Below are 12,620 nucleotides of genomic sequence, written 5' to 3' on the forward strand. Positions count from 1 at the left end.
AGCTTGTCTCGCGATCTTTTGATCTTTAAAAGCAAAAGATCGCGAGACAAGCTCGCTCCTACAGTTTTTTTTCTAAACCATTCCCTACCTCATTTCCCGCAAACACCGTCGAACGTGAGGCAAAAAGCCCCTGAGACGAACGGTCGCAGGTGACTGTTACAGATTCCGAAATGATCCATGTCAATTAAAGTGCTGTTTCTAAACGTTTCGTCGCTTTATCATTTCCGCATCAAGGGCTGAAACGTTTCACGACAGCCCTTACATTCTGAAAGTGTGAGCCCTGCCTGCAAAGACAGCGCTACCCACGTCACCGCCCGACCAAAAAGACCTTCATCTCGACCTATGTCCACATTTCTGACTTTGCGCAAAGACAGCGCGCTATTCCCTATGGCCGGGCAAAAAGCCCTGACCCTGATCGGCGGCATTACTGCCCTGGGTTTCGCCAGCTTCGTACAGGCCGCACCGGCGTTCGACAGCGACTCAAAATGGATGTTCGGCGATTGGGACGGCTCTCGTACCGCACTGGAAAAGCAAGGCTATAGCTTCTCGCTCGACTACGTGGGCGAAGTCGGCTCCAACCTGCACGGCGGCTACGACCATGACCGCACCGCGCGTTACAGCGATCAGTTCGGCCTGGGCACGCACCTGGATTTGCAAAAAATCCTGGGCTGGCACGATGCTGAATTCCAGCTGACGATTACCCAGCGCGATGGCAACAATATCAGCAATGACCGGATCAACGACCCACGGGTCGGCGGCTTCACTTCGGCCCAGGAAGTCTGGGGCCGTGGCCAGACCACGCGTTTGACGCAGATGTGGTACCAGCAAAAATTCTTCGACCAGAAGCTCGACATCAAGGCCGGACGCTTTGGTCAGGGCGAAGACTTCAACAGCTTCCCTTGCGACTTCCAGAACCTCGCGTTCTGCGGCTCGCAGGTCGGTAACTGGGCCGGCAGCATCTGGTACAACTGGCCGGTCAGCCAATGGGCGCTGCGCATCAAATACCACCTCACGCCCGAGCTGTATGCGCAGGTCGGCGCCTACGAGCAAAACCCGTCCAACCTGGATCGCGGTAACGGCTTCAAGCTCAGCGGCAGCGGCACGCAAGGCGCGGTATTGCCAGTTGAGCTGGTGTGGACACCGACACTTAATGGCCTGCCGGGCGAGTACCGCGCGGGTTATTACTACAGCAGCGCCAAGGCCACCGACGTTTACAAGGACGCCAACGGCCAACCGGCAGTCTTGAGCGGCGCAGCCTATCGCAGCAGTTCGAGCAAGCACGGCCTGTGGCTGGGCGTGCAACAGCAACTCACCAGCCGCGCCAGCGATCAATCCCGTGGCTTGAAGGTGTTTGCCAACGCCACCCTGCACGACAAAAAAACCAACGCCATCGACAACTATGTCCAGGCAGGCGTTGTGTACAAAGGCGTGTTCGATGCACGCCCCAAAGACGACATCGGCTTTGCCATGGCTCGCGTTCACGTCAACCCGGCCTACCGCAAAAATGCCGAAGCCACCAACCAGGCTCGCGGCGTTTACGACGCCAGCAATCTGGACTACTTGCCGCCTCAGCACACTGAGTACAGCGCCGAATTGTATTACGGCGTGCACGTTACCGAATGGCTGACGGTGCGACCGAATCTGCAATACATCCGCCATCCGGGCGGTGTTTACACCGTGGATAACGCCCTGATCGGCGGTTTGAAAATTCAAAGTTCGTTCTGACGAACGGGCTGCAAGACAGCAGCGGTACGCTTGAGGTGTGCCGCTTGCCGCTCAATCCTACCTTCAACGGAGAACCTCACTATGAGCACTGATGGTGCTTTGAGTAGAAGCCGCTTGCTGCCGACATTGCTCGGTATCCTGCTGGTGTTAATGGGCCTGGCCATGTTGGTCGGGGGTATCAAGCTGGTGACACTCGGCGGATCGACGTACTACCTGCTGGCCGGTCTCGGCTTCGGGCTGTCGGGCGCCCTGCTGATCGCCGGGCGCCGTGCGGCGCTGGCGTTGTACGCACTGGTGTTGTTCGCCAGCACCGTCTGGGCGCTGGTCGAAGTCGGCCTGGACTGGTGGCAACTGGTGCCGCGTCTGGCCCTGTGGTTCGCCATCGGTATCGTTCTGCTGCTGCCATGGTTGCGTCGCCCGCTGTTGCGCGGCCAGTCGGCACCGGTAGCAACCGGCGCGCTGAGCATCGCCGTGGTCCTGGCGGGCGTGGCTGCACTGGCAAGCCAGTTCACCAACCCTGGCGAGATCAAGGGCGAACTGGGTCGTGACGCCGTTCCGGGCATGGCCAACACCGCACCCGACATGCCTGAAGGTGACTGGCAGTCCTATGGCCGTAGCGGCTATGGCGATCGTTACTCGCCACTGAAACAAATCACCCCGCAAAACGCCCACAGCCTGGTGCCTGCATGGACCATGCGTACTGGCGACATGCCAGGGCCGAATGACCCGGGGGAAACCACCGCTGAAAACACCCCCCTGAAAGTCAACGGCATGCTCTATGTGTGCACGCCGCACAGCCAGGTGATTGCGCTTGATCCGGACAGCGGCAAGGAAATCTGGCGCTACGATCCGAAGATCAGCACGCAAAATGCTGCCAACTTCAAAGGCTGGGCACACATGACGTGCCGTGGCGTGAGCTATCACGACGAAAATGCCTACGCCAAAGCCAGCACTGAACAAAGCGCTGCCGAGCCGGCTGCAGCCACGTCGAGCAATTCCTGCCCGCGTCGTCTGTTCCTGCCAACCGCCGACACCCGCCTGATCGCCCTCAATGCCGACACCGGTAAAGTCTGCGAAGACTTCGGTGACCACGGCTCGGTCGACCTGCGCCACAACATCGGCAGCTTTGCACCCGGTGGTTACTACTCCACATCTCCACCTGCGGTCACCAAAGACCTGGTGGTGATTGGCGGCCACGTGACCGACAACATCTCCACTGACGAGCCATCCGGCGTGATCCGTGCGTACGACGTGCGCACCGGCAAGCTGGTCTGGAACTGGGACAGCGGCAACCCGGAAGACACCACGCCGATTGCCGAAGGCCAAACCTACACCCGCAACTCGCCAAACATGTGGTCGATGTTCGCGGTCGACGAAAACCTCGGCATGCTCTACCTGCCAATGGGCAACCAGATGCCTGACCAATATGGTGGCGACCGTACCGAAGACTCCGAGCGTTACAGCGCTGGCGTAACGGCACTGGACATCACCACCGGTAAGGTTCGCTGGTACCGTCAGTTCACTCACCATGACCTGTGGGACATGGACGTGGGCGGTCAACCGACCCTGATGGACCTGAAGACTGCTGACGGCGTGAAACCGGCGCTGCTGGCCTCGACCAAGCAAGGCAGTATCTACGTTGTTGACCGTCGTAATGGCGAAGACATCGTGCCGATCCGCGAAATCCCGGCACCGGGCGGTGCTGTCGCCGGTGACCACACCGCGCCGACCCAACCGCGTTCGGACCTCAACATGATTCCGCCGCAACTGACCGAGCGTGACATGTGGGGCGTGACCCCGTTTGACCAAATGCTCTGCCGGATCAACTTCAAATCCCTGCGTTACGACGGCATGTACACCCCGCCTTCGCTGCAAGGTTCGATCGTTTACCCGGGCAACTTCGGCGTGTTTGACTGGGGCGGCATCTCGGTTGACCCAGTGCGTCAGATCGCGTTCCTGAACCCGAGCTACATGGCATTCACCTCCAAGCTGGTACCACAGGCTGACGTAGCAGCCATGGGCCCACGCAAAGGTGAAACCTCGGGCGTGCAACCGAACAAGGGCGCTCCGTACGGCGTGATCCTTGAGCCGCTGCTGTCGCCGGTTGGCCTGCCTTGCCAGGCGCCGTCGTGGGGTTACGTTGCAGCGGTCGACCTGACCAACAACAACGTGATCTGGAAACACAAAAACGGCACCGTGCGTGACAGCTCGCCAGTACCGATCCCGCTGCCAATGGGCGTTCCAAGCCTGGGCGGGACCGTGACCACGGCCGGTGGCGTTGCTTTCCTGAGCGGCACCCTGGACCAATACCTGCGTGCTTACGACGTGAACAACGGTAAAGTCCTGTGGGAAGGTCGCCTGCCAGCAGGCGGTCAAGCCACGCCAATGACCTACGCAGGCAAGGACGGCACCCAGTACGTGCTCGTCATGGCCGGTGGTCATGGTGGTCTGGGCACCCAAAAGGGTGACTACATCATGGCGTTCAAACTGGCTAAATAAGCGTTACAGCCAGGTATGAAAAAGGCGGCTATCGAGAGATAGCCGCCTTTTTTTGTCACCCCAATCCGCTGTAGGAGCGAGCTCGCCTCGCGATCTTTTGACCTTTACAACGCTCGGGTCATGCCGTAGCCCGCAACTCATTCAACCAGCTCTCAAACGCCGCAGCGTCCAGCGGTCGGCTGATCAGGTAGCCTTGCGCCGTGTCGCACTGCCAGCGCTTGAGCAAGTCGAGGCTGTGGGGGTATTCGACGCCCTCGGCCACCACTTTTAGCCCCAGGTTATGGCTCATTTCAATGGTCGAGCGCACGATCACAGCATCTTCACTGGCTTCGTCCAGGTTGCGAACAAAGGACTGGTCAATTTTCAGTTCCTGAACCGGCAACCGCTTGAGGTGGGCCAGCGAGGAATAGCCCGTGCCAAAGTCATCTACCGACAAACTGATCCCGCAATCGCGTAGCCCTTTGAGCACCGCCAGCGAATGCTCGGGATCGTGCATCACCGCGCTTTCGGTGATCTCGAAAGTCAGTTGCTGCGCTGCCACCTGATACTGCGCCAGCAAGGCCTGCACTTGCGGGGCCAGGCCATCACCGCGCAAATCGTCCGCCGAGATGTTGATCGACAGTTGCAAGTGCAGCCCGCGGCGGTTCCACTCGGCCAGTTGCCGAATGCTCGCTTCAATCACCCAGTCGGTCAGCAGTTTCATGCTCCCGGAGCGTTCTGCCAGCGGGATGAACTCTGCCGGTGAGACCACGCCAAACAGCGGATGCTGCCAACGCAGCAAAGCTTCGGCCTGGCTCACATGCCCGCTGCGCAGGTCGAGCTTGGGCTGGTACTGAATAAACAGTTCGCCGTCACTGGCGGCATGGCGCAAGTCCCGAATCAACTGAATTTGCCGTTGATGCGCGAGGTCGCGGTCCTGTTGATAGACCTGCAGGTAGCCGGTCAGGGCCGCGGCGTCACTGCGCGCAATGGCGGCGCGGGCCATCAGTTCTTCGGCGGTTTGGCCATGCGTCGGATACACCGAGATGCCCATGCGAACATCCAGTTGCACGTCATGCCCGTCGATGTTTAAAGGCTGGCTCAACACCCCGTACAAGTGATCCGCCATCGCCACCCCGGCATCGACCTGGGTGTTTTCCAGCAGCAACAAGAACTCGTTGCCGGTGATGCGTGCGGCCGTGCTGCTTTCAGGCAGCGCCTCGATCAGGGCATGAGTGGTTTTCAGCATGATCAACTCCAGCCCTTGCGGGCCCGAGCTTTCGCTGATCAAGCGGTAGTTTTCAATCCCCAGATAGATCAACACCACGCTGCGTCGGGCGGTAATGGCGCTGCCCAGTCGCTCCATGGCCAACGCCCGGTTAGGCAGGCCGGTCAATGGATCGTGCAATGCGTTGTGCGCCAGTTGTTGTTCACGCACGGCAATCCCGGTTTGCATGGCGTTGAATGCCCGGGCCAGAAAGCCCAGTTCGTCGCGGCGTTTTAGTACTACCGGCGTTGAGTAATCACCCCGCCCGATACGCTGCGCCGCTGCGGCCAGCAGGCTGACCGGGCGCGACACTTCACGCGCCAGCCACAAGGCGCCCAGCAATGAGGCCAGCAAGGCCGCGAGGGAGATCCACAAAAACTTGCGGTCCAGCGAGGTGAACGCCTGTAACGTCTGGTCCAGCGGGCTTTGCAGCAAGGCCATGACCTGGCCGTTGGCGGGGTCGCCCGAGTTGGCCATTTGCAGCAACTGCCCCAAAAAACGCTTACCGGCGAACTCACTGAAGTGCGTCAAGGGCCCCGGCGGGTTGTCGCGCAAAAACCGCACAAGGCTCTCTTCCATCGCCTCTGGCTGGGTGCTGGCCAACGGCCCGGAACGCCCGTCTTTCACCCCCAAAAATGACACTTCAAGGTTGCTCAAGGTGCGTAACTCTTGGGCAAATACTTCATCCATCGGCATCGCCGACACCACCCGCATCACAGGCAAAGGCGCCAGCACCACACCTTGCACCATCATGTAGGGGCGCTCGTCGAGTACCCCGATCAGCTTGATCTGTGAGCCGCGCCGCGCCTGGCTCAAGGCTTGGGCATACGGAAAAGTCTGGCCTGGTGGCAGGCTCGCCAGGGTACTGATGATGATCTTGCCCTGCAGGTCGAGCACGAACAGGTCACTGTCACGCAGGCTGGCCTCGAAGGTTTCCAGGGCATTTTCAATTTCTTGCGGGCGACCATCGATGACGGCTTCACGAAAATCCTGGTCATTGGTCAGCCAGTTAAGGCCGTACTGAATACGCCGCGCACGAAAATCGACAAACCGTTCGAACACCCGGGTGCCGTTTTTCAACTGATTTTCAGCTTGATCGCTGGCCGCCGTGACGGTCGCCGCCTTTACCGCGAAATACACGGCACCGATCACGACCAGCAACAGCAGCGCGAGTACGAAGCTGATATGAGCCTGAAAGCTATTGCGCAATTTCATCGGCGGGCCTCAATCCATTGAAGATGTACTGCCTGTGTAACGAATCCCTGAGGCATGCGGGCACTCTCTCGCCAACTTAAAAGTCAAATAACTGACTTTTAGCCCAGCTTTGATAATTTTCCAGCCTCGTCGTCACAAACAAGAAGATCGCCTAATAAATACGGGCCGTCTACCGTCAAGTTGTTGGCGACAAAGGCATAGCTTTTTACGCGCATGCAACAACGCAACACGCGCACGGAAAGAAACGGCGCCTTGGCCTATGGTTGGGTGTTGGCTGATTTACGCGGTGAACAAAACTTCACCATTGAAACCTCTGGCTCCGTGCCCCATCTAAAGCACATACCCCATTGCGCAGGTGCCCCATGAGCGACCAGCAAAATTTTAAAGAGAACACCGTCGAGCACGCAGATATAGAACACAACGAAGCTGAATCAACCGCTCACAAGGGCGGGACCGAGCTGGCCCTGCCGGGTCAGAACCTGCCGGACAAGGTGTACATCATCCCGATTCACAATCGGCCGTTCTTCCCGGCACAAGTGCTGCCGGTCATCGTCAATGAAGAACCCTGGGCCGAAACCCTAGACTTGGTCAGCAAGTCGCCTCATCACTCGCTGGCGTTGTTTTTTGTCGACACGCCCACTGATGACCCGCGCCATTTTGATACCACCAGCCTGCCCGAGTACGGCACGCTGGTGAAAGTGCACCACGCCAGCCGCGAAAACGGCAAATTGCAATTTGTGGCACAGGGCCTGAGCCGCGTGCGCATCAGCATGTGGCTCAAGCATCACCGCCCGCCGTACCTGGTGGAGGTCGAATACCCGCAGGAAGCCAATCAGCCCACCGACGAAGTCCGGGCTTATGGCATGGCGCTGATCAATGCGATCAAAGAGCTGCTGCCGCTTAACCCGCTGTACAGCGAAGAGCTGAAAAACTACCTCAACCGCTTCAGTCCCAACGACCCTTCGCCCCTCACCGACTTTGCCGCCGCCTTGACCTCGGCCACAGGCAACGAGCTGCAAGAAGTGCTCGATTGCGTGCCCGTCCTCAAGCGCATGGAAAAAGTCTTGCCGATGCTTCGCAAGGAAGTCGAAGTCGCCCGCCTGCAAAATGAAATTTCCGCCGAAGTTAATCTCAAGATCGGCGAACATCAGCGTGAATTTTTCCTTAAAGAGCAGCTCAAGGTCATTCAGCAGGAGCTGGGGCTGACCAAAGATGATCGCAGTGCCGACATCGAGCAATTCAAGCAACGCCTTGAAGGCAAGACCTTGCCCGCCCAGGCCCGCAAGCGCATAGACGAAGAAATCAACAAACTGTCGATTCTTGAGACCGGCTCGCCCGAGTACGCGGTCACCCGCAATTACCTGGATTGGGCCAGCTCAGTGCCGTGGGGCGTGTTCGGCAAGGACAAACTGGACCTCAAGCACGCACGCAAGGTGCTCGACGCCCACCACGCCGGGCTGGATGACATCAAAGACCGCATCCTAGAGTTCCTCGCCGTGGGCGCTTACAAAGGCTCGGTCAGTGGCTCGATCGTGTTGCTGGTCGGCCCGCCGGGCGTAGGTAAAACCAGTGTCGGCAAGTCGATTGCCGAGTCGCTGGGCCGTCCGTTCTACCGCTTCAGCGTTGGCGGCATGCGCGACGAAGCCGAGATCAAGGGCCATCGTCGAACCTACATCGGTGCCCAGCCGGGCAAGCTGGTGCAGGCGCTCAAAGACGTTGAAGTGATGAACCCGGTGATCATGCTCGACGAGATCGACAAGATGGGCCAAAGCTTCCAGGGCGACCCGGCGTCCGCGCTGCTGGAAACCCTCGACCCTGAGCAAAACGTCGACTTCCTTGACCATTACCTGGACTTGCGCCTGGACCTGTCGAAAGTGCTGTTTGTGTGCACCGCCAACACGTTGGACTCGATCCCCGGTCCTCTGCTCGACCGTATGGAAGTAATCCGCCTTTCGGGGTATATCACCGAAGAGAAAGTCGCGATTGCCAAGCGTCACCTGTGGCCTAAACAGCTGGAAAAGGCCGGTGTCGATAAAGCACGCCTGAGCATCACTGACAGTGCGCTGCGCTTGCTCATAGATGGCTATGCCCGTGAAGCCGGTGTGCGCCAGCTGGAAAAACAACTGGGCAAGCTGGTGCGCAAGGCCGTGGTCAAGTTGCTCGACAACCCTGACGCGGTGATCAAGATCGGCCCTAAAGACCTCGAAGCGTCGCTGGGCGCCGCGGTGTTCCGCAACGAGCAGGTCATCAGTGGCGTCGGCGTGATCACCGGCCTGGCCTGGACCAGCATGGGCGGCGCGACCTTGCCAATCGAGGCCACGCGCATTCACACGCTTAACCGCGGCTTCAAGCTGACGGGGCAATTGGGCGAAGTGATGAAAGAGTCTGCTGAAATCGCCTACAGCTACATCAGTTCCCACCTGAAGCAGTTTGGCGGGGATCCGCGTTTCTTTGACGAGGCCTTTGTGCACTTGCACGTGCCCGAGGGCGCCACACCTAAAGACGGCCCAAGTGCCGGGGTCACCATGGCCAGCGCCTTGCTGTCCCTGGCGCGTAACCAGGCGCCGAAAAAAGGCATCGCCATGACCGGCGAGCTGACCCTCACCGGCTACGTCCTGCCGATTGGCGGGGTGCGGGAAAAGGTCATTGCGGCCCGTCGGCAAAAAATCCACGAATTGATCTTGCCCGAGGCGAATCGGGGCAAATACGAGGAACTTCCGGACTACTTGAAAGAAGGCATGACCGTGCACTTCGCCAAGCGCTTCACCGACGTGGCCAAAGTGCTGTTTTAAACGCCACGTGTACTGCCCTCTGAGCCAAAAAGGCGTAAATCCTTGCGCCAGAGGGGCTCGTATAAACAGGTTTGGCCACTGGCCAAACCTGTTTAACTAAACAACCTGTTATTTGTGACAGTAGACACATCTTTATTTCCCAACGTTAATAGGGCCTTAGCCGACAGGTATTAACGTTGGGGACTGCTATGCCACTTCACCATCCTGCGTATCAAAATCCGGATGCCCTTTGGCGCAACGTTACGGGCCCAAGCGCTTTCAACCCCAGAACCCGCGGTGAATTCAAGGCCGAGCTACTCGACAGGCCCACGTTTGCGGCGCAAGAAATGACCTTCGCCAGCAGCCACAAAAAAATCACCCTGACAGCTGAGTTCGACGAGTTCGGCTCCAAGGCTTATCGCGCCATTGCCCTGAACCTGGACATCAATATCCAGTCGGGTATTTACCTGTTTAAAAAGGGCGAGCCGGGCCCTGTGCTGGGCATGTCCTACATCGAATACGTTGAAGTCGATGGGCGCGAGATGTATCACTTGAACCAGGCCAATGTCGGCACCTTGCACCTCAGCGTGATCGAGAGTTGCTACAGCGCCCGCCTGTTCACCTTTGAAGGCACGGACCATAAAGGCGAAGCCCTTGAGATGTGCGGTGATTTCACCATCAGCCCACCCCACGCCAGCTTCTGACCTTATGGCTTGAGGCCGACGACAAATGGCGCAGCCGCCATCATGGGGTATGCTGCGCACTTGTCTTTGTCCGACCGGAGCCTGCAATGTCCCTCGCACGTTTAGTCCCGCTGCTCAGCCTCGGTTTGCTGGCCGCCTGTGCGCACCCGCCTGCGCAAAACGTTACTGTTGAAGAACAAAGCGACTGCCCGATTCAACTGCATGTAGGGCAAAACCTCATGCTGTCGCTGCCCAGCAACCCCACCACCGGCTACCGCTGGGCCATCCAGGACTCGGCGGGTGGTGTGTTGCGCAGCCTTGGCCCGGAGGTCTACAACAGCAGCGATGACGGCCAGTTGCTCGGCAGTGGCGGGCACTCGACCTGGCGCTTTGAAGCCTTTGCTGCGGGCAACGGCCGCCTGCGCCTGACCTCTCAGCAACCCTGGGAGCCCGAAGCAGAACCGGCGCAAACCTTCGATTGCCCCATCACCGTGAACTGAGCCTGCACGGCTTATCAGACAGACCGCGCATCCCGGCGCCAACTTGGCTAAAATGCGCCCCCGTTTTAACTATCCAGCGCCGGAACTGTCGTGAGCAAAGAAGTCGTGAGCAAAGAACCTGACCGTATTTTCGCCCAGCCCCTGGCCCAGGTCCCGGACTTCGCCTTTAACGAAGACGTAGTGCGGGTGTTCCCGGACATGATCAAGCGCTCGGTGCCGGGTTACCCGACCATTGTCGAGAACCTGGGGGTGCTCGCCGCTCAATTCGCCCAGCCCGACAGCGTGCTGTACGACCTGGGCAGCTCACTGGGCGCAGTGACCCAGGCTTTGCGCCGCCATGTTCGCACCGATGGCTGCAAAGTCATTGCCGTGGACAACTCCACCGCCATGGTCGAGCGCTGCCGTGAATACCTCAACGCCCAGAACTCGATGTTTCAGGAGTTGCTGCCGGTCGAGGTGATCGAAGGCGACATTCTGGCCCTGGAGTTCCAGCCGGCCTCGGTAGTGGCGCTGAACTTCACCCTGCAATTCATCGCCCCTGACCAGCGCCTGGCCCTGCTCAGCCGGATTCGCCAGTCGTTGTTGCCGGGTGGCGCGATGATCCTCTCCGAGAAGCTGCGCTTCAGTGATCCCGAAGAGCATGCGCTGCTGACCGACCTGCACATCGCCTTCAAGCGGGCCAACGGTTACAGCGACCTTGAAATTGCGCAAAAGCGCAGCGCCATCGAAAACGTCATGAAGCCCGACAGCCTCGAAGAACACCGCGAACGCCTGCTGGCGGCCGGGTTCTCGAAAGTCGTGCCGTGGTTCCAGTGTCTTAACTTTGCCTCGTTGATTGCCTTGCCATGATTGATCTTTCCCCCCTCGCCCGCCGTTTGGCCGGGACGCCCTTGGCTAAATGGGCCAACACTCTGCAAGCGCAGCTCGACGTCAAAATGGAGAAAGGTCACGGCGACCTGGAACGCTGGCAAAGCGCGCTGGACGCCTTGCCCAACGTGCTGCCGACCGAGATCGACCTGCTCAACGGCCTGACCCTGGACACCGACTGCGACGACGCCACCCGCGCGCAAATGCGCCAGGCGCTGCTCGGCCTGTCACCGTGGCGCAAAGGCCCGTTTGACTTGTTCGGTGTGCATGTCGACACCGAGTGGCATTCAGACTGGAAATGGTCACGCGTGGCGCCGCACATCGACCTCAAGGGCAAGCGCATCCTCGATGTTGGCTGCGGCAATGGTTACTACATGTGGCGCATGCTCGGCGCAGGCGCCCACAGCGTGATCGGCGTCGACCCCAACTGGCTGTTCTTCTGCCAGTTCCAGGCCGTTCAACGCTTTTTGCAGCAAGAGGCCGCCTGGCACCTGCCCTTCCCGTTCGAAGACCTGCCGCCCAACCTGGAAGGCTTCGACACGGTATTTTCCATGGGCGTGTTCTACCACCGCCGCTCCCCCATCGAGCATTTGCTGGCGTTGAAAGACTGCCTGGTCAAAGGGGGCGAACTGGTGCTGGAAACCCTGGTGATTGAAGGCGATGTGAACCAGGTGCTGGTGCCCGAAGACCGCTACGCGCAGATGCGCAACGTGTGGTTCCTGCCCTCGATCCCCGCCCTGGAACGCTGGCTGCGCCGTGCCGGTTTCAGCGACGTGCGCTGCGTCGACGTGAGCATCACCACCGTAGAAGAACAACGTGCGACTGAATGGATGAAATACCAGTCGCTGAGCGACTACCTGGACCCGAACGACCACAGCAAAACCATCGAAGGCCTGCCCGCGCCAATGCGCGCCGTGATCGTCGCTAAAAAATAAAACCATCTCCCCCCCCTGTGGGAGCGGGCTTGCTCGCGATATGAACACCTCGGTACATCAGGTATATCGAGGCGATCTCATCGCGAGCAAGCCCGCTCCCACAGCAAGCTCGCTTGTGTCTTCGTTGGAGTTAAGGTGTTAGGTGAGAGGGGTGGACGGCAAGCTGCTAGCTCGCGGTG

At 59.3% G+C, this 12,620-nt stretch carries 8 protein-coding genes; 7 read left to right on the forward strand and 1 reads right to left on the reverse strand.

Annotated elements, in window-relative coordinates:
* Positions 1-342: 342 nt before the first annotated feature.
* Together AAEZ03_RS24675 and AAEZ03_RS24680 are read left to right on the forward strand one after the other, a co-directional pair.
* Positions 343-1,725: a carbohydrate porin gene (locus tag AAEZ03_RS24675; protein ID WP_350582227.1), complete on the forward strand. Its 1,383-nt coding sequence runs from the start codon at positions 343-345 to the stop codon at positions 1,723-1,725.
* A gap of 81 nt (positions 1,726-1,806) precedes the next feature.
* Positions 1,807-4,224, forward strand: a complete 2,418-nt coding sequence (locus AAEZ03_RS24680) for a glucose/quinate/shikimate family membrane-bound PQQ-dependent dehydrogenase (protein ID WP_153333713.1) — start codon at positions 1,807-1,809, stop codon at positions 4,222-4,224.
* 118 nt (positions 4,225-4,342) lie between these two features.
* Here the strand turns inward: AAEZ03_RS24680 and AAEZ03_RS24685 are convergent, their stop codons facing one another.
* On the reverse strand, positions 4,343-6,685 hold the full coding sequence (locus AAEZ03_RS24685) for a putative bifunctional diguanylate cyclase/phosphodiesterase (protein ID WP_350582230.1): 2,343 nt from the start codon (positions 6,683-6,685) through the stop codon (positions 4,343-4,345).
* A 362-nt stretch (positions 6,686-7,047) separates the two neighbouring features.
* Between AAEZ03_RS24685 and lon the strand changes: the two genes are divergently transcribed.
* The 5 genes from lon (at position 7,048) to cmoB (ending at position 12,441) form a co-directional block, all read left to right on the forward strand.
* Positions 7,048-9,477, forward strand: coding sequence for an endopeptidase La (gene lon, locus AAEZ03_RS24690; protein ID WP_123751442.1), 2,430 nt, complete (start codon positions 7,048-7,050; stop codon positions 9,475-9,477).
* A 188-nt stretch (positions 9,478-9,665) separates the two neighbouring features.
* Positions 9,666-10,160, forward strand: coding sequence for a hypothetical protein (locus AAEZ03_RS24695; RefSeq protein ID WP_350582232.1), 495 nt, complete (start codon positions 9,666-9,668; stop codon positions 10,158-10,160).
* Positions 10,161-10,246: 86 nt separating this feature from the next.
* Positions 10,247-10,639 (forward strand): protease inhibitor I42 family protein, encoded by a 393-nt coding sequence (locus AAEZ03_RS24700; protein WP_048367025.1) that lies wholly within the window; start codon positions 10,247-10,249, stop codon positions 10,637-10,639.
* Between the two features lie 105 nt (positions 10,640-10,744).
* On the forward strand, positions 10,745-11,488 hold the full coding sequence (gene cmoA / locus AAEZ03_RS24705) for a carboxy-S-adenosyl-L-methionine synthase CmoA (protein WP_048367780.1): 744 nt from the start codon (positions 10,745-10,747) through the stop codon (positions 11,486-11,488).
* Positions 11,485-12,441 carry a tRNA 5-methoxyuridine(34)/uridine 5-oxyacetic acid(34) synthase CmoB gene (gene cmoB / locus AAEZ03_RS24710; protein ID WP_350582235.1) on the forward strand — a complete coding sequence of 319 codons (957 nt, stop codon included), beginning with the start codon at positions 11,485-11,487 and terminating at the stop codon, positions 12,439-12,441. Before cmoA ends, cmoB begins: the two co-directional genes overlap by 4 nt.
* Positions 12,442-12,620 lie beyond the last annotated feature (179 nt).

Source organism: Pseudomonas sp. HY2-MNA-CIBAN-0224, assembly GCF_040310285.1.
Classification (GTDB): Bacteria; Pseudomonadota; Gammaproteobacteria; order Pseudomonadales; family Pseudomonadaceae; genus Aquipseudomonas; species Aquipseudomonas helleri.

Coding starts and splice junctions, on each gene's coding strand:
- AAEZ03_RS24675 (WP_350582227.1), top strand. CDS start 343: ATGTCCACATTTCTGACTTTGCGCAAAGACAGCGCGCTATTCCCTATG.
- AAEZ03_RS24680 (WP_153333713.1), top strand. CDS start 1,807: ATGAGCACTGATGGTGCTTTGAGTAGAAGCCGCTTGCTGCCGACATTG.
- AAEZ03_RS24685 (WP_350582230.1), bottom strand. CDS start 6,685: ATGAAATTGCGCAATAGCTTTCAGGCTCATATCAGCTTCGTACTCGCG.
- lon (WP_123751442.1), top strand. CDS start 7,048: ATGAGCGACCAGCAAAATTTTAAAGAGAACACCGTCGAGCACGCAGAT.
- AAEZ03_RS24695 (WP_350582232.1), top strand. CDS start 9,666: ATGCCACTTCACCATCCTGCGTATCAAAATCCGGATGCCCTTTGGCGC.
- AAEZ03_RS24700 (WP_048367025.1), top strand. CDS start 10,247: ATGTCCCTCGCACGTTTAGTCCCGCTGCTCAGCCTCGGTTTGCTGGCC.
- cmoB (WP_350582235.1), top strand. CDS start 11,485: ATGATTGATCTTTCCCCCCTCGCCCGCCGTTTGGCCGGGACGCCCTTG.